At 68.1% G+C, this 24,884-nt stretch carries 5 protein-coding genes; all 5 read right to left on the bottom strand.

Going from position 1 to position 24,884, the window contains the following annotated elements; all coding sequences use genetic code 11:
* Positions 1–51: 51 nt before the first annotated feature.
* The 5 genes from ACTRWB_RS16385 to ACTRWB_RS16365 all read right to left on the bottom strand — a co-directional run bounded on the left by ACTRWB_RS16385 (position 52) and on the right by ACTRWB_RS16365 (position 24,884).
* A complete protein-coding gene (locus tag ACTRWB_RS16385) occupies positions 52–708 on the bottom strand; it encodes a glycosyltransferase family 25 protein (RefSeq protein WP_343491973.1) in 657 nt (218 codons plus the stop codon).
* Positions 705–10,184, bottom strand: a complete 9,480-nt coding sequence (locus tag ACTRWB_RS16380; RefSeq protein ID WP_446902496.1) for an amino acid adenylation domain-containing protein — start codon at positions 10,182–10,184, stop codon at positions 705–707. The genes ACTRWB_RS16385 and ACTRWB_RS16380 overlap by 4 nt, the downstream gene beginning before the upstream one ends.
* 98 nt (positions 10,185–10,282) lie before the next feature.
* A complete protein-coding gene (locus ACTRWB_RS16375) occupies positions 10,283–19,369 on the bottom strand; it encodes an amino acid adenylation domain-containing protein (protein ID WP_446902495.1) in 9,087 nt (3,028 codons plus the stop codon).
* A complete protein-coding gene (locus tag ACTRWB_RS16370; RefSeq protein ID WP_446902494.1) occupies positions 19,366–23,280 on the bottom strand; it encodes an amino acid adenylation domain-containing protein in 3,915 nt (1,304 codons plus the stop codon). The genes ACTRWB_RS16375 and ACTRWB_RS16370 overlap by 4 nt, the downstream gene beginning before the upstream one ends.
* Positions 23,268–24,884 carry an MBL fold metallo-hydrolase gene (locus tag ACTRWB_RS16365; RefSeq protein WP_446902493.1) on the bottom strand — a complete coding sequence of 539 codons (1,617 nt, stop codon included), beginning with the start codon at positions 24,882–24,884 and terminating at the stop codon, positions 23,268–23,270. Before ACTRWB_RS16365 ends, ACTRWB_RS16370 begins: the two co-directional genes overlap by 13 nt.

Here is a 24,884-nt window from a genome sequence, read left to right as displayed (position 1 = left end):
TGTTCAATGGCCTGTCGAGTGATGGATTGCGGCGCGCGTGGACCGCAGGCGTTACCAGCCATCCGGAATGGGCATGGAATAGGTCAGCGGCTTTTCCGGCATGACTTCGTCCATGATGTCGGAGTAGCCGGACTCCTGGCCGACCAGATTGGGCTCGAAGCAGTAGCAGTTGAACGTCTTCTGCAGGACGAGGTTGTTGCGGTCGTTGATGGCCGGCGGGTGTTCGTTGATCGCGATGAACGCGTCGTAAAGCGAGTCCCTGACGACGTACGCATGCGCGGTCAGCGTCTCCACGGTCTTGACGACGTTCGGCGCGACGGGAATGGGCGGCGCGAAGTGATACGCACCGAGAAACAGCATGTGCCAGTCATCCGGCACCTGCGCGATGAAGTCGGGGAAGCGCGCGGCGAAATCGGCGGCGAAGAACGCGTCGTCCTCGAAGATCAGGACTTCGCTCGCGCCGGCGGCCTTGGCCTGTTGCACGGCGGCGAGATGGCTCATCGTGCAGCCGTAGTCCTGCGGACGCATGTGGCCCAAGGATTCCGGCACGCTCACGAGTCTTGCATCGACGGCGGGCAGCCGTTCGACCGTGAGGATGTTCTGCTCGGCGAATTTTCGCTGCATCGCCTCCCAGCGATCGGGACGCCGGTCCAGGTTGATGCAGACCTTGCGGGCAAAAGTGTTGTCGATCGTCGGCGTTGATTTCATGAAGGCGTTTTTTCCAGGAACTGATTGACATGGGCAGCGAGGACACCGGCATGCGGATCGAGCAGCATGGTCAGGTGGTCGCCAGGGACGTCCGTCACCTCGACGGGAAGCGCCGAGAAGCGTGACCACCCCCAGGCCGGGTCCAGGCGAAGCTGCGCGATCTCGGGCGACGGGTCGTAGTCGCCGGGATCGCGCTCGGTACTGCGGAACAACGCGATCGGCACGGGCAGCGGAGAGGCCTGCGGCGCGTAGTGCGACTTGAAGTTGGCCTGATAGACGCGAAGATAGGCGCGCAGGCGGTCGGGTCCGGCGTCCGCGAACCAGCTGCCGCGAGCGCCGATCCGGTCGAGGATCAGGCCGGCCTGGCCGTCGGGATCGAGCGGGACGAGGTCGTCTCGCGTCACCTGAAGGTCGGTCCCGAGGAAGGTGCCGATTTCGTGGGCGATCGCGACCAGCCATTCGGTGTCGTCCCAGTCCTGCCAGTAGGTGGCGGCCGGGCTGTCGATGGGTGCGGACGCATCGAAGATCGCCAGCAGCTTCACGACGGCGCCCTTGGCGACGAGCTGCCGGCTCATTTCGAGTGCCACCTGTGCGCCGAACGAGTGGCCCGCCAGGTAGTAAGGGCCCGCGCCCACCAGCGGCCAGATGCGTTCGATGTGACGGGCCGCGATGTCTTCCACGCGGGTGAGCGGCAGGCAGGCGCCGTCGAGGCCGAGCGCTTCCAGCCCGTGAATCGCGTGGGTTCCGCTCAGGTGGTTCGCGAGCGGGTGGAAGTAGACCACGTTCCCGCCGGCGCCCGGCAGGAGGAACAGCGGCGCAGCGGGGCCGCCGTCGCGGATCGGCACGAGCCCGCCGGCAGGCGCGGACGGTTCCTGCGTGGCCAGCGCCGCCGCCAGTTTCTCGATCGTCGGATTCTCGAAGAGACAGGAAATCGGCAGCCGGCGATCGAACGCCTTCTCGACATTGGCCATCAGCTGGATCGCGATGATCGAGTGACCGCCGAGATCGAAATAGTTGTCGCTGACCGTGATGTCGTCTCGCTTGAAGATCCGCTGCCAGATCGCCAGCAACGTGCTTTCGTGTGCCGTCGGCGCGACGGCGCGTGCCGCCGTAACCGGACCGGCGGCGGGTTGGACGGCAGGGTCGGCCACGCCGCGCGGCGCGCCCGGCTGGCCACCGGCAGCCGGCCCCTCCGCGAGCTGGCCGGTCAACTGGTCTGGCTCGGCGGCGAATCGCTCCAGCAACGCGCGGAGGGTGTCCAGCATCTGCCGCACCACGTCGGGCGCGACGCGGTGTGCGTCGTGCGAAATTTCGAAGCCGACACGCTCGTTCGGGTGCACGGTCAGGGTCAGCGGGTAATTCGATTCCGCGAAGGCGCGGGTGTCGAGGATCTCGATGTCGTCCGGCCCGAGATCGGGCGCAGCGGCAACCGGGAAGTTCTCGAACACCAGCAGGCTGTCGAACAGGCTGTCGCGGGCGGGCAGTTCGCTCCATGACTGGATATCGACCAGCGAGCTGTACGAATGCGGTTCCATGGCCGTCTGGGCTGCGTGGACCTCCGCCAGCCATTCGGTGAAGGGGCGCTCTGGCGCGATGCGCAAGCGCAGCGGCAGCGTGTTGATGAACAGCCCCGCGACCGACTCGACGCCGTCGAGCATCGGCGGGCGACCGGACACGGTGACGCCGAAGACGACGTCGTCCGTTCCGGTGTGACGCTGCAGCACCAATGCCCAGACAGCGCGTATCAGGACGTTGAGGGTGACGCGATGGGTGCGCATGAGCGCTTGCAGCCGCGCGGCCAGGGCCTCGTCCAGCAGGAATTGCTGGGTCCGGCGCGTAGCCTGCCGAGCGGCGTCGCCGGCGGCCTGCCGGGCAGGACCGGCCGCGATCGGCGTGGCGGCATGGAACCCCGCCAGTTCGGCGCGCCACCAGGTTTCGTCGGCGGAGCGAGGATGGCGCGCGAGCCAGTCGATGTACGTGCGGTATCCCGGCGCCGATGCGGTGGCCGCGGGCGCGCCAGTGCGGACGAGCGACAGGTAGTCGTCGAACACTTCCTTCATCAGGATGGCGGTGCTCCAGCCGTCGAGAATGATGTGGTGCGCGCTCCAGCAGAAGCGATGGCGCGTGTCCGTTTCCTGGATCAGCGTGCAGCGGAACAACGGCGCGCGCTGAAGATCGAAGCCGCGCCGCCGGTCCTCGGCGAGGAAAGCGTCGAAGTCCTGCGCACGGCGGGACGCATCGCGGGATCGCCAGTCGAGGCACGTCCACGGCAGGTCGACCGTGTGCAGCACGGTCTGGACGGGCTGATCGCGATCAGCCCACGCGAACGCGGTGCGCAACACGGGATGGCGCGCGAGCGCATGGGCCCACGCTTGCCGGAGCGCCGGCACCTGGAGCGGGCCGCGGACGACGAAGCTGAACTGCTGGAAATAGGCGGCGGGATCCAGGTCGTACAGCGAATGGAACAGAATGCCCTGCTGCAGCGAAGAGAGCGGGTAGCTGTCCTCGATGTCGTCCCATGCGGTGTCCTGGACCGACGCCGCGAAGTCGAGCAGGCGGTCCTTGAAGTGCGCGGCCAGGTTCTCGACCGTCTGCCGCCGGTGCAGCCGCTCGCCGTAGCGCCAGTCCACCTGAAGCCTGCCGTCGACAACGGCGGCGACGATCTCGAACGCATGCGTGCGCTGCGACCGCTCGGCACGCAGCGAACCGAGGTCCTCGGCCGCCGGGCGCCAGCCTTCGGATTGCTGCAACACGGTATCGAGCTGCCCGTGATAGTTGAAGAGGATATCGGCGTTCGGCAGCGCGGCGAGACTGTCGCGCACCGCGTCGTCGGGGCTCAGGTAGCGCAGCAGCGAATAGCTGAAGCCTTCGGCTGGAATCGTGCGCAACTGCTGCCGTGCGGCACGCAGCGCTTCCTCCGGCGTGTGCCGGGCGTCGGCCTCGAGCACGACGGGGTAGATGGAGGTGAACCAGCCCACCGTCCGGGTGAGGTCGATCGGCGCATCCGACACGTGGCGGCCGTGACTTTCGAGATCGATCCGGGTGCGCGCGTTGCCCGTGACCATGCTGCAGGCTTGCGCAAGCGCGGCGAGCAGGACGTCGTTGATGCGGGTGTCGTGGGCCCGCGGCAGCCGGCGCAGCAACGCCGTCGTGGCGGCTTCGTCCAGCTCGAACGACACGCACGCCGCGTCGCCGACCGCGTTGCCGGCCGCACCCGCGGCCGGATAATCGACCGGCATCGGTTCGACGGGCTGCGCAACGAGGGTGTGCCACAGCCCGGCTTCGTCGCCGATGGCCGGCGACCGGCTCAGTTGCTGCAGATGCAACGCCCATTCGCGGAACGAAGTCGTCTTCTCCGGCAGCGGCTGGCCGTGGTAGGCCGCATGCAGATCCTCGAGGAGCACGCGCCACGACACGCCGTCCACCGCCAGGTGATGGACCGACACGAACAGGCGGGCGAGCGGCTCGTCGGCCACGCGGAAGAGCCGGGCCGCCAGCAATGGGCCGTGCGTGATGTCGATGTCGCGTTCGGCTTCGGCGGCGGCGGCGCGCATCGCCGCCAGGCGCTCGCCGGCGTCGCCGGCGATCTCCCGCTTCGCGAAGCATGCGGGCGCCTCGTCGCCGGCGACGACTTCCTGGGTCCAGCGGCCCGCGCTGCGCGAAAAACGCAGGCGCAATGCATCGTGATGTTCGTGGACTTGCCGGAACGCATCGGCGAGCCGCGACGCGTCGATATCCGCCGGCACCTGGATCAGGACCGTCTGATTGTAGTGCGACGGCGCATCGGTCTCCTGCTCGAAGAACCAGTGCTGCACCGGGGTGAGCGGCGCATCGCCCAGCGGGCTGACGCTCGACGCATACGTTGCCCGCTCTTCGGGTGCGGCGGCCAACTGCGCGATCGTCTGGTACTGGAACAGCTGTTTCGCCGTCACACGAAGTCCCGCCCGATTGGCACGCGCGATGACCTGAATGCTCAGGATGGAATCGCCGCCCAGTTCGAAGAAGTTGTCGTGGATGCCGACCGAAGGCAGTTGCAGCACGTCTTGCCAGATTGACGCCAGCAGGATTTCCCGGGGTGTGACGGCCGGCGCGTGCGGCAGGGCCGTGTCGATCGTGTCCGCGGGTGCGGGCAACGCCTTGCGGTTGATCTTGCCGTTGGGCAGCATCGGCAAGGACGCCAGCGCGACGAACTGCGACGGCACCATGTAGTCCGCGAGCTTGCCGCCCAGATAGTCGCGAAGATCGGCGAGGTCCGGCGTTGCGGTCGCGATATAGGCGATCAGGAACGTTCGGATGCCTTCCGTTTTCGCGATCACGACACAGTCGTCGACCGCCGGATGCGTGCGCAGCGCCGCCTCGATCTCACCGGGCTCGATGCGCAGGCCGCGCAGCTTGATCTGGTGATCGATGCGGCCGAGGAACTCGATATTGCCGTCGGGGCGGTAGCGCGCGAGATCGCCGGTACGGTAGAGGCGCGCCCGCGGGTCGGTCGAGAACGGATCGGCGATGAACTTCTCCGCGCTCAGTTCCGGTTCGCCGTGGTAGCCGAGCCCCACCGGCGTGCCGCCGATCAGCAGTTCGCCTGCCACACCGAGCGGCGTGGGCTGCATGTGCGCGTCCACGATATGAAGGCGGGTATTGGCGATGGGCCGGCCGATCGGAACGATGCGGTGCGGGTCGTCGCGCTTGCACTCCCATGCGCTCACGTCGACGGCGGCTTCCGTGGGGCCGTAGAGGTTGTACAGCCTGACGTCCAGGCGCTCGAGGCAGCGCTGCTGCAGGTCGTAGGGCAGTGCCTCGCCGCTGCACACGACGCGGCGCAGCGACGCGCAGTGCACGTCCAGGTCCGGATGGTCGAGGAAGGCGCGCAGCATCGATGGCACGAAGTGAATCGTGGTGATCCGTTCGCGCTCGATGAGTTCGGCCAGATAGTCGGTCTCGCGCTGTCCGCCGGGACGGGCGAACACGAGGCGCGCACCGGTGACGAGCGGCCAGAAGAATTCCCAGACCGAGACGTCGAAGCTGAACGGGGTCTTCTGCAGGACGGCGTCGTCGGCGTCGAGCGAGTAGGCGTGCTGCATCCAGAGGATGCGGTTGGTGATCGCGCGATGGGTGTTGAGCGCGCCCTTGGGCCGGCCGGTGGACCCGGACGTGTAGATCATGTAGGCGAGGTTGTCGCCGTTCAGATCAGGCGCGGGGTTGGCCACGGCGTCGAGATCGAGATCGAGTTCGCTGGAATCGACGACGATCAGGGAGGCTTCGGTGTCGGGCAGCGCGTCGCGCAGATGTTGCTGGGTGAGGAGCCAGCGCAACTGCGCGTGATCGATCATGAAGCGCACGCGCTCGGCGGGATAGTCGGGGTCGACGGGGACGTAGGCGCCGCCGGCCTTGAGGACGGCGAGCAGCGCGACGATCATGTCGAGCGAGCGCTCCATGGCGACGCCGACGAGGGCGTCGGGCCCGACGCCGAGCGCGATGAGCCGGTGCGCGAGGCGGTTGGCGCGCAGGTTGAGTTCGGCGTAGGTGAGCGTGTCGCCGCCATGGACGGCAGCGGTTGCATCGGGCGTGCGCGCGACCTGCTGTTCGAACAGGCGGTGAAGCGGTTGCGCGGCGGCCTCGCCGAACTCCGTTTCGGTCCGGTTCCACTCGACGGTCAGCAGGTTCCGCTCCGCTTCGCTCGTCAGCGGCAGCCCGCCGAGCGGCCGGTCCGGATCGGCAATCACGGCATCGACGAGCGTGCGGAAGTGTTCCGCCATGCGATCGATCGTGGCGGCGTCGAACAGGTCCAGGTTGTATTCCAGCGAGCCCGCCAGGCCGTCGTCGGCATCCTGGATATGGAGCGTGAGGTCGAACTTGGCGGTGTGGGTCTCCACCGACACCGGCGTCGCCACGAGACCGGGGAAGCTCAGCGCCTGGGATTGCGCTTTCTCGTACGCGAACACGGCCTGGAAAACCGGCGTGCGGCTCAGGTTGCGCTCGAGCTTGAGCGAATCCACGACCTGTTCGAACGGAATCTCCTGGCGGCTATAGCCGTCCAGCGCGACGCGCTTCACGCGCGCCAGCAGTTCGCCAAAGGTCGGATTGCCCGACAGGTCCACGCGCAGCGCGAGCATGTTCGCGAAGAAGCCGATCAGCGGCTCGGTCATGCTGGAGCGCCGATTGGCGATCGGGGAGCCGATGACGAGGTCCTGCTGATGGCTGTACCGCGACAGCAGCAGCGCATACGCAGCGAGCACGACCATGAAGGTGCTGGTGCCGGACGCACGTGCGATCGCGCGCAGGCCGTCGGCGCGTTCGCCGTCCAGCCGGAACGGCAGCACCGCGCCGCGGAACTGCTGGATGGCGGGGCGGGGACGGTCGGTGGGCAGTTCGATCAGGTCCGGCGCGTCCGTCAGCGATGCGCTCAGAAGCGCCAGTTCCCGATGCGTATCGGCGGACGCCAGGCGCTCGTGCTGCCACACCGCGTAGTCCGCGTACTGGATGGCCAGTTCCGGCAGCGGCTGGCCTGCATAGAGCGCGGCCAGTTCGCCGATGAGGATGCCTGACGACCACGCATCCGACACGATGTGATGCATCACGACGCCGAAGACGTGCAAATCCGCATGCACGCGATACAGCACGACGCGATAGAGCGGCCCGGCGGCGAGATCGAACGGGCGATCGGCTTCCTCGGCGAGCAGCGCGAGCGCCTCGGACTCGCTGGCGACGTCGACGACGTCGAGCGCGACCGGCGCGGGCGGCACGATGCGCTGGACCCCGAGGCCGTCGATGGCGGGAAACGTCGTGCGCAGGATCTCGTGACGCCGGCTGATCCCGGACACGGCGGCCCGCAGGCGCGAGAGGCCCAGTTCGCCGTCGAAACGCAGCGCGCTCGAGATGTTGTAGGCGGCCGACGGGCCTTCCAGTTGAGCGAGGAACCACAGGCGCTGCTGCGGAAAGGACAGCGGCAGGTCGTTCGCGCGCGAGCGGGGCAGGATGTTGCCGGCCGTCGCACCGGCGCGGGGCGACGACGCCTCGATCAGGTCGGACACCGCGCCAATGGTCTGGAGTTCGAAGATCGCGTCGATGCCGATCTCGACGGAGAAGCTGCCCCAGATCCGCGAGACCAGTTGCATGGCCTGCAGCGAATCGCCGCCGTAGTCGAAGAAGCGGCCGGCGAGATCGACGGCCGGGTTGTCGAGCACGTCGCGCCAGATGCGCAACAGTTCGAGCTGGACCGGCGTGGCGTCGGAGCTGGGCGCGTCGGGCGCGGCGGCCGGCTCCATGGCCAGCAGCGCCGGGCGATCCAGCTTGCCGTTGGCGTTGAGCGGAAATTCGGCGATCAGGACGATATCGGACGGGACCATGTAGTCCGGCAGTTTCCCGCCCAGGAACGCCCTGAGGTCCGGCACGTTCAGGCTCGCGGAGCCCTTGACGTAGGCCGCCAGCTTGCGCACGCCGTGAGCCGATTCGCGCAGCATGACCGCCGCGCCGACGACCGCCTCGTGCGCGGTGATCGCGGCCTCGATCTCGCCGAGTTCGACACGGTGCCCGCGAATCTTGACCTGGTCGTCGACGCGCCCATAGCACTGGATCCGTCCGTCGGGCAGCCATCGGCCGATGTCGCCGGTGCGATAGATGCGCGCTTCGCCGGGGAACGGATGCTCGACGAATTTCGCGGCGGTGACGTCGGGGCGCAGGTGGTAGCCGCGTGCGAGGCCGGCGCCGGCGAGGCAGATTTCCCCCGGCACGCCAAGCGGGACCGGCCGCAGGGCCTCGTCGAGCATGTACACCCGGGTGTTGGCGATGGGCCGGCCGATCAGCACCGAAGCCGGCACGTCCTCGACGCGCTCGACGATGCAGCCGACCGTCGCCTCGGTGGGACCGTACTCGTTGTAGATTTCGATCGACGGATCGATCTTCCGCAGCGTCGCGATGTGCTGGGGCGTCAGTTCCTCGCCGCCGACGATCACCTTGCGCACGCCGGAGCGTTCCAGGTTCATGTACTCCAGCAGGTGAATGTGGGTCGGCGTGAGCTTGAGGGTGTCGACGCCGCTGCCGGGCTGGAACATCCGGGCCAGAATGGTGTCGATGCTTTCCGACTGCGGATAGATGCGCAGCGTCTTGCCGCGCACCAGCGGGCAGAAGAGGTTGGTCAGCGTGAAATCGAAGCACAGCGAGCTGTACAGGCCGAAACTGCCGGTCGTGCTTTCCGGAAAGTAGTACTCGGCGGCCCACGCAATGTAGTGGGCCAGGTTCCGGTGTTCGAGCAGGCAGCCTTTCGGGCGCCCGGTCGAGCCGGACGTGTAGATCACGTAGGCCAGGTTCGCCGGTTCGGCGCGACACGGCGGATTGTCCGGCAGCGGCGTCCAGTGGGGGAGCGCTTGGTCCAGCAGCAGTGTCACGCCGGAGAACTCGTACCATTGCGCCAGTTGACTCGACTGGGTCACCAGCAGCGACAGGCCGGTGTCGCCGAGAATGTGATTGATCCGTTCGGCCGGATAGGCCGGGTCCAACGGAACAAACGCGGCCCCTGCCTTCAGGATGCCGAGAATCGCGACGATCATCCATTCGGAACGTTCGAGCATGACGCCGACCAGCGATTCCTGCCCGACGCCGTAATGTTCGCGCAGCTGATGCGCGAGGCTGTTGGCCCGGGCGTTCAGGTCGGCGTAGGTCATCAACGCACTGTCGGTGACGAGGGCCGGCGCTGCCGGCGTGCGGGCGACCTGCGCTTCGAACATCTCGACGACCGTCGGATGGCGAGGGCCGGCCGCCGCGGTTTCGTTGAAGGTGGCCAGCTGCCGGCGCGCGTCCGGCGCGCTCGAGTCGATGTCGCCGACCGGCTGGTCGAGGTGTTCGAATGCCTGCAGCACCGTGGCGAGGCTGCTTGCGAAACCGTCCATGACGAACGGCTCGATGGCGCCGGCATGACGAATCTCGATTTCGCCGCGCGCCAGTCGCAGGTGCAACTGCAGGTCGTCGTCCTGCCCCGTCAGTGCATGGTGCACCCGATCGTCCGCCAGCGAGACCTTCGTGAGCTGCGCGAGCGCCAGCTCCTTTTCGTTGCGCACCAGCGTTTCGAGCGGGAATTGATGCTCGGCATAGCTGTCCTCGACGATCCCGGCCACGCGCGACAGGTAGTCCTCGATGCGCTCCTCGGGACGGACCTCGATGATCAGCGGAATGGCGCCGGCCAGGGTCGACGGGTGCTCGGCAAGCCCCGGCGTGCCGAGCACCGTGACCGGCGTACGGAAGTATTGCCAGAGCAGGAACGCAATGCCCGCCGCCGTGACGGCGAATTCGGCAAGCTCGCCGTCGCCGATGCGCCGCAGCACGTCGAGCGACGCGGGCGTGAGTGGCACCGTGCGGGACAGCAGGCGCCCCGGTTGCGGGCTCGGCGCGTGCGCGGCGATCCGGTAGGTGCCGGTGACCCGGGACAGGCTTTCGCGCCAGAATCGCGCGGTGTGCGCATAGCGATGGTCGGTGACCAGCACGTTATTGTCTTGCACAGGAAACTCCTCGATACGTTTTGTTCACCTGAAACAACCCGAAGCCGGGCGCATGGCGTCCGCCGTTCGAACTCCGGCCGGCATCACGACTTCTCCTCGAGCACGTCGTCGACGGTGACTTCGCGCGCTCGCTTGAGGCGCAGGCCGACCCGCACGCGCGGGCTGGCGGCGGGCGCATCGCCGGACAGCGGGATGCGATCGACCGGCATGGCCGGATCGCGGCAGAAGACGTCCTGGATCGCGAGCAGTCGATCGCGCATCGCGGCGATGGTCGCGGGGCGGAACAGGTTGGCGTTGTAGATCAACTGAATGCGGTGGCGGCCATCGCTTTCCACGACCTGGAACGACAGATCGAACTTGGCCGTGGTGTCCGCCTGCGAGCGGTCCGTGATGCGCAGATCCGACTGCGGCGCGGGCATCGAAACGGCGTTCGCCTGAATGTCGAAGATCGGGAAGTGGCCGGCCGGGGTGCGAATCTTCAGGTCGTCCAGCAGTGCATCGAACGGATAGGACGCATGCGCCAGCGCGTCCGTGGAGGCTTTTGCCACCGCGTCGATCACCGCTTCGACGGTTGCGGACTTCTGCACCGGGACGCGGAGCACGAGGGTGTTGAGGAACACCCCGATCTGCGATTCGAGCTGCTCGCTGTCGCGCCCGGCCGACACGCTGCCGATGACGATGTCCTCGCGCCCCGTGTAGCGGTGCATCAGCACGCAGAACGACGCGAGGAGCACCGTGTAGAGCGACGTATGGTGCGCGCGGGCCAGTGCCGCGAGGCCCGTCACCTGCGGCTCCGACAGTTCGACTTCGAGCGTCTGCCCGGCATGACCGGGCCGCTCGGGACGCGGGAAGTCGGACGCCAGTTGCAGGCGGGGCAGCGGCGCCGCGAGTTGCGCGAGCCAGTACGCGCGATCCGCGGCGGCGTGCGGACCTTCGAGGCTCGCGTTGTGCCACGCGGCGTAGTCGCGATACTGGATCGACAGCGGCGGCAGGTCGTGTCCCGCATACAGGGCTTGCAGGTCGTCGGTCAGCACGCGGATCGACCACGCATCCGATATCACGTGGTGCATGTTCAACAGCAGCAGGTGTTCCGTCGGCGAGAGCCGGACCAGCTTGACGCGCAAGAGCGGCCCCGACGCGAGATCGAATGGCTGCCCGCTTTCCTCGCGAATCAGCGCATCGATGGCCTGCAGCGCGGCATCGTCCGCGAGATCCATGTGCTCGACCCGGAATCCGGATGCCTCGCGGGTGAGGATGCGTTGCCGCAGCTCGCCTTCGATCATCGCAAACACGGTGCGCAGGCTCTCATGGCGATCGACCAGCGCGTCGAACGCACGGACGAGGCGCGCCGTGTCGATGGCGCCGTCCAGCTGCAGCGCGCCTGCCATGTTGTACGTGGACGGATCCGCGCTGCGGCTGGCGAGCCAGATCCGCTTCTGTGCACGGGACACCGCGTAGGACGGTTGCACCGCAAGCGCCGGGATGGGCGCATCGACATCGAGGCGCTCGGTGGGGCGGGACGCCAGCTTCCGCGCGAGTGCGCGCGGCGACGGCGCCTGGAAGATATCGGCGACCGCGACGTTCAGTTTCAGTTCACGCCGGATCCGGCTGACCATCTGGATCGCTTTGAGGCTTTGGCCGCCATGCTCGAAGAAGTCGTCGTCGACGCCCTTCGGCCGACGGCCGAGCACCTCGGCGAAAATGTGCAGCAGCGCTGCCTCGACGGGCGTCTGCGGTTCGGCCGGCGCGCCGTCGGGCACGGACGCGGCATCCGGGAGCGGCAGCGCGGCGCGGTTGATCTTGCCGTTCGGCATGACGGGCAACGCCGGCAACAGCATCACGGTGTCGGGCACCATATGCGCCGGCAGCGTGTCGCGCAGTGCGTCGCGCAGGCGTTGGGGCGTCCAGCCGGTGCCCGACGCGTAGCCGCACAGGGTCATGTCCGAGTCCGACGCCTGCCGGGCGACCACGACGGCGTTGGAGATGCCTGCGAGCCCCGTCAGTGCGGCTTCGATTTCCCCGAGCTCGATGCGATAGCCGCGGATCTTGACCTGGAAGTCGCGGCGTCCGAAGAAGTGGAGCGTGCCGTCGGCCCCGAAGCAGCCGATGTCGCCGGTGCGATACAGGCGCGCGCCCGGTTCCGGACAGAACGGATCGTCGCGGAACACCGCCCGGGTGCGTGCTTCGTCGAACAGGTAGCCGCGCCCGACGCCCGCTCCCCCGATGCAGATCTCGCCTTTGACGCCGGCCGGGCACGGATTCATGTCGGCGTCGACGACGTAGAGGCGCAGGTTCTCGATGGGGCGGCCGATCGGAATCGCCGGCAGATCCGGCGCGCGTTCCATGCTGAAATGCGCGACGGAATCCGACGCTTCGGTCGGCCCGTACGCGTTGATGAGCCGGACCGCCGGATTCAGGCGGAACCACGCGTGCGCGGAGGCCGGCTGCAGGGTTTCGCCGATCGTCAGTAGCGTGTCGAGGTGCGGGAAAGCCGGCGCCGGGTGCCGTTCCAGTTCACCGAGAAAGGTCGCCAGATAGGACGGCACGAATTGCATCGCCGTGATGCGGTCGCGGTGAAGCGCGTCGATCAGGCGCGCGGGCTCGAGAATGTCGGCATCGGGATAGATTACCGTCGTGCCGCCCGACACCAGTGCCGCGAAGCACTGCCAGACCGAAATGTCGGAGCAGTGCGAAGCGGTCTGTGCGACCGCGCTCTGCGCGCCGAGCCCGACCCTGCGCGCCATCGCGAGCACGTGATTGAGCATGCCGCGATGCTCGACCATCGCGCCCTTCGGCTGGCCGGTCGAACCCGACGTGAAGATCACGTAGGCGAGGTCCGCGGGCCGGCAACGCGGCGCCGGCGCGCCGGCGCCCCGATGCTCGGGCAGGCGCGCGGGATCGACCCGCGGGATCGACGCCAGCGCCGGCGGCGGCATGCCGTCCGTCGCGACGATGATGGCCGGCCGGGCCAGCGTCAGGAGGGTCTCGACCCGCTGGGCCGGATAGGCCGGATCGACCGGAACGTACGCCGCGCCGCACTTCCAGATGGCCAGGATCGTTTCCAGCATCAGCGGCGAGCGCGGCATCCAGACGGCGATCCGGTCGTCCGGCTGGATCGGCGCGACGTGCAGCAGATGACCGGCGATCCGGTTGGCGCCTTCGACGAGGTCGCGATAGGTGCGGACCTCCGTGCCGCAGCGGACCGCAATGCGCTCGGGATGCGCGGCGGCGACGGCTTCGATCAGTTCGGGCAGGGTCCGGTCGGACGGAACCGGCGCGTACGTATCGTTCCATCCGAGCACGATGGCGTCCCGCTCCGCGGCGGTGAGGAGCGCAACGCTACGGTTCGGGCGATCTTCCTCGCCGGCGAGGCCGGTGAGCAGTGTTTCGACGTGACCCAACAGGCGCACGATCGTTTCGCGATCGAACCGGCCGTCGTCGTACAGCACCTGCAGCGACAGGCGCTTGCCCGGCGTCACGACCAGCGTCAGCGGGTAGTTGTTCGGATCGGCGACCTGGAATTCGCCGATCCGCAGGCCGGGCAGCCCATCGGCCAGCGCTTCCTCGACCGGATAGTTCTGGAAGATCAGCAGGCTTTCGAAGAGCGGCACGCCGGGCGGCAGGCCGGCGAATTTCTGGATGTCGGCCAGCGGATAGTGCGCATATTCCTCCTGCTGCGCGAGCTCCATCTGCAACTGCGCGAGCCACGCGGACGTCGGGCGCGCGTCGATGCGAACCCGCACCGGCAGCGTGTTGATGAACAGCCCGACCATCTCGTCCGATGCCGGCAGCGAGGCCGGGCGGCCGGAAACGATCGTGCCGAACACGACGTCCGCTTCGCCGCTGTAGCGGCCCAGCAGCTGGGCCCACGCGCCCTGCACGAGCGTGTTGAGGGTGAGGCGGCGGGTTTGCGCGAAAGCGACGAGCCGTTGCGTGTCGCTTTCGGAGAGCCACAGCGGCACTTCGACATAGGCGCCCGGCGCGGCCGTGCCGTCGAGTTCCGGGCGTCCCAGCACGAGCGACGTCGTCGCCGGGAAATCCGCCAGCTTCGTCTTCCAGAAGCGTTCCGCCGCGGCTGCGTCCTGGCGCGCCAGCCAGCGCACGTACTCGGCGAACGCAGGCGGCGCGTCCTGCTCCGGCGCACCGTCGGCTGGCAGCGCCTGATAGGCGGCGGCCACTTCGCCCAGCAGACGGGCGGAGCTCCACCCGTCGAGCAGGATGTGGTGATGGCTCCAGTGGAAGCACCAGGCGTGATCGCCCATGCGGAACAGCGCGAGGCGCATCAGCGGCGCCCGGGTGAAGTCGAAGCCGCGTGCCCGGTCCTGCGCGTCGTAGGTTTGCCGACGCCGTTCGGCCTCCGCGGCGGACGCCGCGCGCAGATCCTCCTCGTGCCACGGCAAGTCGATATGACGATGCACGACCTGCACGGGGCTGTCGAGGTCTTCCCAGTGAAACGACGTTCGCAAGATATCGTGCCGCTGCGCCACGGTATCCCACGCGCGGCGGAACCGTTCGACGTCGAGCGCGCCGTCGATACGGAAATTCAGGCTGCTGAAGTACGCATCCGACGCGGGTTCGTACAGCCCGTGGAACAACATGCCCTGCTGGGTCGGCGTCAGCGCGTAGACGTCGGTGATCTCGTCCGGCATGACCGAGGCCGGCGCTTGCGCCAGGCCGGTCGCGGGCCGGGTCGATGCGGACGGGTCGGCAGGGGCGGCGACCAGGGATTCGAGCGCCGCGAGGTACGCTTGCGCGACGCGCCGGATGGTGGCGGTGTCGTGGCAGGCCCGGCTGAATTCCCACGCAACGTGCAGGCGGTCGCCGCTCACGTAGGCGTTGATGTCGAGCAGGTGTTCGCGCCGCTGGTTTGCATGGCGGCCGTCCCCGCTCGGCTCCGTCGCCGGTTTCCAGTCGCGCGCGGCGGCGAACAGCTGGTCGGTCTGGCCCAGGTAGTTGAACAGCAGTTGCGGCTGCGGCGCCGGACCGTCGAGCCGGTCTTGCAGCAGGCCATGGCTGATGCCCGCGTTCGGCACGGCGCGCAGTTGCGTCTTGACCGACGCAACCAGACGAGCCGGATCGTGCGGGCCGGGATCGACCGTCAGCGCGACCGGGAACACGGACGTAAACCAGCCCACCGTGCGCGAGATGTCGAGGTCGTCGAACAGTTCTTCGCGCCCGTGCGCTTCGAGATCCAGCAGGACGTCGGCGCATCCGCTCCAGTCGCTGACGGCACGCGCGAGCGCGGCAAGCAGCACGTCGTTGATCTGCGCGTCGTAGGCCCGGGGCGCGGCGCCCAGCAAGGCCGTCGTCGCGGCTTCGCCCAGCTCGACCACGATCGTGTCGGCGGACGACACGGTATTGGCGTCGGCCGGCGCGGTGCGATCGAGCGGCAGGCCGGGCAGGTCGGCGCGCGCCAGGGCCTGCCAATGGGCGAGATCGGCGTCGGCGGCGCCTGAGCCGGCCCAGCGCGAGATCGCCCGGGTCCAGGCGGTCCACGTCGCGCTGCCGCCCGCAAATTCGGGCGCCTTGCCGTTGCGCAGGCGGGTATAGGCGTCGTACAGGGTTTCGAGCAGCGCGCCCCACGACACGCCGTCGACGACCAAATGATGCGCAACCAGCAGCAGACGAAGCGAACGGCCTTCGTCGAGGCGGAACAGGTCCGCACGCACGACGGGGCCGTCCGACAGATTCAGGCTCGCATGCGACTGCGCGACGTGCTGCGCGAGCCGCTCGCCCGGAATATCGAACACGCCGACGGGCACCTCCGGATCGTCGACGACTGCCTGGATCCAGCCGGACTCGCCCGCGCGAAAGCGCAGTCGCAGCGCATCGTGCCATTTGACCGCGTGCCGCAACGCCTGGCGCAGCAAGGCCGGATCGAAATCCGCCGGCACGTCCAGCAGGACCGCCTGGTTGTACTGGTCCGTATCGTTCTGATGCTGCGCGAAGAAACGCGTCTGGATCGGCGTCAGCGGCAGCGGGCCGGACGATGCGACGAACTCCGCCGCGCCGACCGTGCCGCGCGTCGCCACGGCGGCGAGCTCGGCAACCGTCGGATGCTGGAAGATCAGCCGGGTGGTGAGCTTCAGGCCCGCCTTGGCGGCCAGCGACACGATGCGCATGCTGAGAATCGAGTCGCCGCCCAGCGCGAACAGGTTGTCGTGGATGCCGGGCGCCGGAATGCCCAACGCTTCTCCCCAGATGCGGCACAGCAGCGTCTCGGTGGGCGTGCGGGGCGGTGTCGGTGCGTGTGCCGCCGCCGACAGCCGTGACCGGTCGAGCGGCGGCAGCGCCTTGCGGTCGATCTTGCCGTTGCCGCTCAGGGGCAGCGCGTCGAGTACCACGTAGATGGCGGGCACCATGTAATCCGGCAACGTGGCGGACAACGCGGCGGCTATCGCGGCATCGCTCAGCGACGCGCCGTCGCGGAACGCGACATACGCGCATAGCGCGGCGCGGCCGGCGTCGTCGCGATAGTCGAGTGCGGCCGCCTGGCGGATTTCCGGAATGGCAGCCAGCGCGTTGTCGATCTCCCCGAGCTCGATGCGGTAGCCGCGGATCTTCAGCTGGTGGTCCTTGCGGCCGTAGAGCGCGATCGTTCCGTCGGGGAGATAGCAGCCGATGTCGCTGGTGCGGTACATGCGGACACCGCGCTCCGGAATGAACGGATCCTCGACGAAAGCCTCCCGCGTCGCGGCTTCGTTGTTCAGGTAGCCGCGGCCGACGGCGATGCCGGACACACACAGTTCGCCGGGAATCCCGATCGGGCACAGGTTCATCTGCGGGTCGACGACGTAGAGGCGTACGTTGCGGATCGGCTTGCCGACCGGGACGTAAGGCGTGGTTGGCGCGCACGTCATGCGGTGCTGCGCGACGTCGTCGGATGCTTCCGCCGGGCCGTAGGCGTTCACCAGCGCGATGTCCGGGAACACGTCGAACCACTGTTTCACCAGGGCCGGGCTGACCATCTCGCCGGTGACGAGCAGGTGTCGCAGGTGCCGCATCAGCGCAGGCCGTTCCGACGCGCGGTCGAGCACGGCGGACAGATAGGACGGCACCAGTTCGAGGATGCTGACCCGGGTGGCGTCCAGGGTCGCGATGAAGGACGCCGGATCGCGAATGCATTCGTCGTCGACGATCACGGTCTTGCCGCCGGCGAGCGGCGCCGTGAAAAATTGCCAGACCGAAATATCGAAGCAATGCGGCGCGGTTTGCGCGATCACCGACGAAGCCGAAATCGAAAACTCGTCGATCTCGGCGAGCATGTGATTCAGCATGCCGGCGTGCTCGACCATCGCCCCTTTCGGCTTTCCGGTGGAACCGGACGTGTAGATCACGTAGGCGAGGCTGTCGGGCGAGACGGGGCGGCCGGGGTTGGTGTCGTCGTCGATCCCGGTGGCGTCGTCGAGCGACACGACCGGCGCGAGCGAGGCCAGCTCGGCCGGCAACAGGCCGTCGCAGGTCATCACGAGGGCGGCGCCGGAATCCTCGAGAATGGTGCGGATGCGCGCCGCCGGATAGTTGGGGTCGATCGGAATATAGGCGGCGCCGCACTTCCAGACGGCGAGGATCGCCTCCATCAGGCGGGCCGACCGGTGCATGCAGATCGCGACCAGCGCGTCCGCCCCCAGCTCGGCGGCGGCCAGCAGGCGGTGCGCGATACGGTTGGCGCGGGCGTTCAGTTCACCGATGCTCAGGACGCTGTCGCGGTACTCGACCGCCGCCCGCCCGGGGTACGCCGCGGCGGCCTGTTCCAGACGATGCACCACGGTGAGCGCGGCGTCGAACGGCACGGCGGTGTCGTTGAAGGTGTCCAGCAGTAGGCGGCGTTCGGCCTCGGGCAGGATCGGCAGGCGTCCGAGCAGCCGGTTCGGATCGGCCGCGAAGGCATCGAGCGTCGCGGCCACGTGGCCCAGCATGCGCTGCATCGTGTCTTCATCGAAGCGCCGCGGATCGAACGACAGTTCCATCTTCCAGTCGTCGCGTGCCGTCACCACGAATTCGAGCGGGATGTCGGCGCGGTTGTAGAGTTGAACCTCGTCGACCGCCAGCCCGTGCGCGCCATGCGTCAGCGACGCGTCCAGCGGGTAATTCATGAACGTGATGTTGCTCTCGAACAGCGGCGTCGTCAGCGGCACTTCGCTGCAGCGCTGAATGTCGGGCAACGGGGTGTGCTCGAATGGCGCGCGGGCGGCCACGCGCGCCTGGATCATCTTTAGCCACGGCACCAGCGGTTGCCTGGGGTCGACCCGCACCCGCACCGGCACCGTATTGATGAACAGGCCGAGCATGGATTCGATTCCCGGCAGGTTGGCGCCCCGTCCGGACACGACGGCGCCGAACACCACGTCGGTCTCCCCGCTGTAACGCGACAGCACGAGCGCCCAGGCCGCTTGCGCGAGGGTATTGAGGGTGACGTGATGGCGGGCCGCAAATTGCCGCAGGCGCGCGCTCAGGTCGGCCGACAGGTCGGCCTGCACTTGCGCGAGGCCCTCGCCGAAGCGCTCGCCCGCGGCCGCGCGCGCGGCCGTGGGCAGCGGGGTCGGCGAGTGAAAACCTTCGAGATAGCGCGCCCAGTATTGCTGCGCGGCTTGCGGCTCGCGCTGCTGCAGCCACTGGATATAGTCGCGATAGGGGCGCACCGCGGGGAGCGCCGGCGGCACGCCGTGCGTGAGCGCGCGATAGGCCTCGAAGATCTCCTCGATGACGAGCGACAGGCACCAGCCGTCGGCCAGGATGTGATGGTGGCTCCAGCTGAACAGGTACGCGTGCTCGGCGACGCGCACCAGGCGGCAGCGCACGAGCGGCGCACGATCGAGCGCGAAGCCTTCGGCCAGGTCGCGGTCGAGATGCGCGCGCCACCGCGCGCGCTGTTCGTGGTCCGGCAGATCGCGCCAGTCGTCCTGCACCCACGGCAGCGTGGCGTGCGCATGCACGACCTGCATCGGCTTGTCGAATTCCTCCCAATGGAACGACGTGCGCATCACCGGGTGCCGATCGATCAGCTGCTGCCAGGCGGCTTGAAACAGCGCGGGATCGAGGCTGCCGGTGATCCGGCAACCGAGCTGGTTGAAGCTGCTGCTCGCGCCGGGCGAGTGCACGGCATGAAAGAGCATCGCCTCCTGCATCGGGGAGAGCTCGTAGATATCGGCGATGGTGGGGGAGGTCACGATTTGATCCTTGATACGAGGGCGTCCAACGCTTCCTGACTGATGCGGGCGGCTGGAAAGTCCGACGGGCTCAGCCCGCGTGTGCCGTCACCGCTGGCCTCGACGATCGACAGCAGACGGCTGCGGTAGCACTGCGTCAGCTGCTCGATGACGCCGGGTGGGCAGGCCTCGCGGTTGTAACGCCAGGTCAGGCGCAGACGCCCGTCGAACACCATCCCGTCGATCTCGAACAGATGGCCGCGACGTGCGCGCGGGCTGTGCTCGGGACTCTCGAAGTCGAGCACCGGTTTCCAGCCCGTGTCGTCGGCCAGCACGCGATCGATCTGGCCGAGGTAGTTGAAGCGCACCGGCGCCGGCGGCTGCCGTTCCAGTGCCGCCGCGATGCCGGCGTCGTTGCCGAGGTAGCGGGCGACGCCGTAGCCGAGCCCGCGCATCGGCACCGCGCGCAGCTGCTCCTTGACGTGGCGCAACGCGTCGACCGCCACGGTGGCGTTGCCGGCATTCAGGTACACCGGGTAGTGCGTGGTGAACCAGCCGACCGTGCGCGACGTATCGACGCCGTCGAAGAGGTCCTCGCGACCGTGGCCTTCGAGCTCGACGACCAGCGTGGCGTTGCCGGTCCAGTCACCGAACGCGAGCAGCAGGGCTGTCAGCAGGACTTCGTTGATCTGGGTGTTGAACGTGCGCGGCACGTCCTGCAACAGCGCGAGCGTCTGCCCGGCGTCGAAATCGATGACCGTCGTGCCGGCTTCGCCGACGGTGCCGACCGGCATGTCGTCGAAGCACGCAGGCTCGTCGGCGCTGGCCCGGAGCCAGTAGTCCAGCCCGTCGGGCGCGCTCGCACCGAGTTCGGACAGGCGCGTCGACCAGTCGCGCCACGCCGTCGTCCTGGCCGGCAACCGCACCGCTTCGCCCGCTTCGCGCTGGCGACACGCGGTGTACAGGTCTTCGAACAGGATGCGCCACGACACGCCGTCGATCACCAGATGGTGCGCGACCACGAGCAGGCGCTGCGGCGCGTCGGGACCGAACTGGAACAGGTGCGCGCGCAGTAGCGGCGGTGCCGACAACGTGAAGCTTTCCTGCAGGTCGCTGGCGGTCGCGAGCATGGCCGCCTGCCGTGCGGCGGGCGCCGCGTCCGCCAGCGACGTGACGCCGAGCGGAATCGCCAGCGGCGGCGCCGCATGCGCTTGCTGCCATGCGCCGGCGACGCGCTCGAAACCCAGCCGCAGCGCGTCATGATGGGTCGCGACCGCCGCCAGCGCGTGCTCGAGCACGTCCGGCCGCAGCGACGCGGGCACCTCGATCATGGTCGACTGGTTGTAGTGGTGCGGATCCGCCACGTCCTGCGCGAAGAACCAGGACTGGATCGGCGTCAGCGGGGCGGGGCCGACCACGGGTTCCTGCGGAATCCGGATCGACGGCGCCTCCACCGCAACCTGGGCAAGCGCGGCGATGGTCGGATGCGCGAAAAACTGGTCGGCGGTGAATTTGAGGCCGACCTGCTGCGCCAGCGACATCACCTGAATGAGCAGGATCGAGTCGCCGCCGAGTTCGAAGAAATTGTCGTGCACGCCGATCGGCTCGAGGCCCAGCACCTCGGACCAGATCTTGCCCAGGCGCGCTTCGACGTCATTGGCCGGTGCGACGTACGCGGTTGCGCTCGGCACGGGCGCCAGCTCCAGCGCGGCGAGCGCCTTGCGGTCGGGCTTGCCGTTCGGTGTCAGCGGCAGGCGTTCGAGCGTCACGATCGAGGCCGGCACCATGAACTCGGGCAGGCGTTCCTTCAGATGTTCCCGCAGGCCGGCGACGCTGGCCGTCGCCGTGGCGACGCAGGCCACCAGCTGCTTGTGCTGCGGCGTATCCTCGCGCACCAACACGATCGCGTCGGTCACGCCGGCGTGCTGCCGGAGCGCCGCTTCGATTTCGCCCATCTCGATGCGATAGCCGCGAATCTTCACTTGCGTGTCGCGGCGCCCGGTGACTTCCAGGTTGCCGTCCGGCAGCCAGACGCCGAGGTCGCCGGTGCGATAGAGGCGCTCGCCCGCTTCGAACGGGTGGTCGACGAACGCGGCGGCGCTCAGGTCGTCGCGGCCGACATAGCCGCGCGCCAGCGCGATGCCGGACACGCAGATCTCGCCGGTACACCCGTCGGGGGCCAGCGCCCCGTGCTCGTCGAGCAGGTACAGGTGCGTGTTGTGGATCGGGCGGCCGACCGGCAGACGGGCGCCGTAGGCGATCGCCGGGTCGACCACGTAGTCCGCGATGCACACGGTGGCCTCGGTCGGGCCGTACGAGTTGTGGCACACGCGGGTCCGGGCCAGTTCGCGCAGATCCGCCACGCGCGCGTTGTCGCCCGCGCTGATGACCCGCTTCACGGCGCCGAGCGCGTTCCAGTCGAGCGACGCGAGATAGGCCGGCGTCGCGTTGACGGTGGTGACACCCTGCTGCGCGAGGTAGTCGACGAAACGCGGCACGTCCCGGATCACGGCGGTCTTCGCCAGCACCAGGCGCGCCCCCGCGAGCAGCGTGACGAAAATCTCCATGATCGAGCCGTCGAAGCCCGGGGAGTAGAACTGGACGAACCGGTCGTCGGCATCGAATCCGAAGGCGTTCACATGGGACTGCGCCATGTTCAGGAGCCCTGCATGTTCGAGCACGACCCCCTTGGGGACGCCCGTGGAGCCGGACGTGTAGATGATGTACGCCGCGTCGCCCGGCGCGACCTCGACCTGCGCCGACGCCGGTGCGGGTTCCAGCGTGTCGAGCTGAAAGTCGAGCGCGAACATCGGAATCGCCCAGAAATCGGCGAGCAACGGCAGGTATTCCGAGTTCGTCAGCAGCGCCTTGACCTTCGCGTCCTCGATCATGAAGCGCAGCCGCTCCCGCGGAAACTCCGGGTCGAGCGGCAGATAGACCGCGCCCGCCTTGAGCGCGCCGAGCATGCCGACGATCCAGCGCTCGGACCGGTCGGCGACCACCCCCACCACGTCGCCGCGCTCGATCGCGTATTCCGCGAGCAGGAAGCCCGCCAGCCGGGACGCCTGGTCGTCCAGCTGCGCATAGGTCAGCGCAGCGTCGGCGGTCACCACCGCGATGCTGTCCGGCGTGGCCGCGACCCGTTGCGCGAACTGCGCGAGGAAGGTGCCCTCCACGGCAACGGGGGCCGCATGCGCCAGCAGGCGCGCACGTTCCTCGTCATCGAGCAGCGAGACCGTGTCGAGCGGGGCGTCCAGCGCGCCGAAGCCGGCCACGACGTTGCGCAGGTGCCGCGCGACATGCTGCAGATAATGCAGCGTGAAGACCGTCGGCCGGCCCGTCAGGACGATCTCGTAGCACGCACGATGCCGGATCTCGATCGACAGGTCGTAGTCCTCTTTCGTCCACGCTTCGTGCAGGCCGTCGAAGCGCACGCCGACGTTGGTCGCGGGCCGTTCGCCGCGCAGTTTGTGCGCGAGGGCCTCGATCGGAAAATCCTGATACGAATAGCTGCGCTGCACGCTGTCGCGCACCTGGTTCAGGTACGCGCGAACCGTGGGGCCGGGCCGGGCGGCGTCGAGCAGCGGGACGGAATCGGCGGAACCGTTCGCGGCTCCGGCGATCAGGCGCGGCGTATCCACGAACAGGCTGGCTGCGCCGTCGTAGCGCCCGAGCACCCGGAACAGCGCCGCCAGCAGCACGACGAACGCGCCCAGCTCGTTGCCGGCAGCGAGCTTCGCCAGGGTCTGCGCCGCGTCGCCGTCGAGCGCGAGTGTCAGCGCCGGCGCGGGGCCGAGGGGCAACGCATATGCCTGCCATGCTTGCTGAAGACGGAAGTCTTCGTCGATGCGACCGAGCGCGTCGTTCCAGAACGCGAGGTGTTCCTGGTATTGCCCGCTGGTCGACAGCGCGTTGAGATTCAGTTCTGACAAAGCACGATCTCCCTCGTCGCGTACAGGATTTCGGAGGCGATGCCCTTGGCCTTGCAGTGCGCGACAAACTGGGTGGACTGGATATGGCTGGGCGAGTTTTCGTCGAAGGTGTTGTCGAGGAGGTGGTTGAGCCACGGCTCCTGCCCCATCGCATAGACATACGCCGCGTTGAACGGGAAGTCGTCCACCAGCGCGGCCGCCTCGCCGAACTGGCAGCCCCGCGCCCGGCGCGACCGGTCGAGGTCGCGCGGCAGCGCCTTGGGAAACAGCGGGCCGTAGACCCATGACGGCGGTGCGCCCTCGGTTTCCATCCCGACGAACAACGTGTCCGGCTTGCCGGCGAGGCGGAACACATGCTCGTAAAGGCGCGGGTCCAGGTTGCACGAATCGGCGATGCACAGCACCGAACGCGTGCCGAAGCGGATCATGAAGCTCTGCTTGCTCTGGATCGCCAGGTCGTTGTGTTCGCCCAGGAACGGAATCGCGGTGATGACGCCGTTGGGCACCTCGATTTCGTCTGCATCCCTGACTTCCAGCACATCGTCGAAACCGAGCTTGCGCAACGCCAGCGCCATCGACGGATCCTGCGGAAACCCGTCGAGATTCCTGCCGACCACCACGGTCTTGATCTTGTGGCGAAGCTGCAGCAGCGTTTCGAGGACGATGTGATCGTGATGGCTGTGCGTGATCAGCACGTAGTCGATCTGGTCGGGCAAGTCCGCGAACGTATAGCGCGGCAGCGCGGTGTCGTAGCCGTAGCTGATGATCGGATCGATCAGGATGCTCACGCCGCGGCTCTGCACCAGCAGGCACGCGTGACCGTAATAGCGAATGCGGATGTCGTCGCCGTCGAACGAACGATCCGGTTTCGGCGCGGGCGCCTCCTCGACGAAGAACGTGCGGAACAGCGGCTCGTCCTTCTCCTCCACGCGCATCAGGTCGACGATTTTCGCGTAGCTGCCGGGCGTGTCGCGCATCCGGAACAGCGCATCGAGCGCGCGATCGTCGAAGGCCATCTTGCAAAACAGCGTGCGCTCGTCGCTGAGCCGGGGCGTGCTGAGAATGAATGGCCGGGGCGTGTTCTCGTCGATCGCCGACAGCGCGATGCTCTGGGCATCGCGCGCGTAGAGCGGGCTCGCATACAGCAAGCTCTCGAAGAGCCGGAAGGACGGGTTGTGATTCAGGTCGTAGTAGATCTCGACATAGCCTTTCAGCACTTCCGGGATCTCGGGATAGATCGGATCCGACGCCATCCCCTTCGCCTGCTCCAGCAGCAACGTGGAGAACGTCTTGTAAGCCTTCGCCAGTTCCAGTTGGCGGGTCGCGCGAGCGGTGGTCTGCTCGATCAGCGCGCGGATTTCGTCGACGCGCTTGCCGCCCAGGTCGAGAAACGGGCCACCGCGCATCGCGGGATCCTTGCAGGCCGCCGCATGCATCATCGGCGACGCGGCATAGGACTGCATCAGCGGCAGGAACCGCTCGGCCACGTTGAGCGCGGCGGTCAACGGCGGCAGCGTGTGAAACCACGCGTACCAACCGTTGATCAGCGGCTCGAACTGAATGTTTTGCCGCAGGTAGACGTGTGTGCTGGACGAAATAGTCAA

It is taken from the genome of Burkholderia sp. YIM B11467 (genome assembly GCF_052952715.1).
This window is presented reverse-complemented; position numbering and strand designations above follow the sequence as displayed.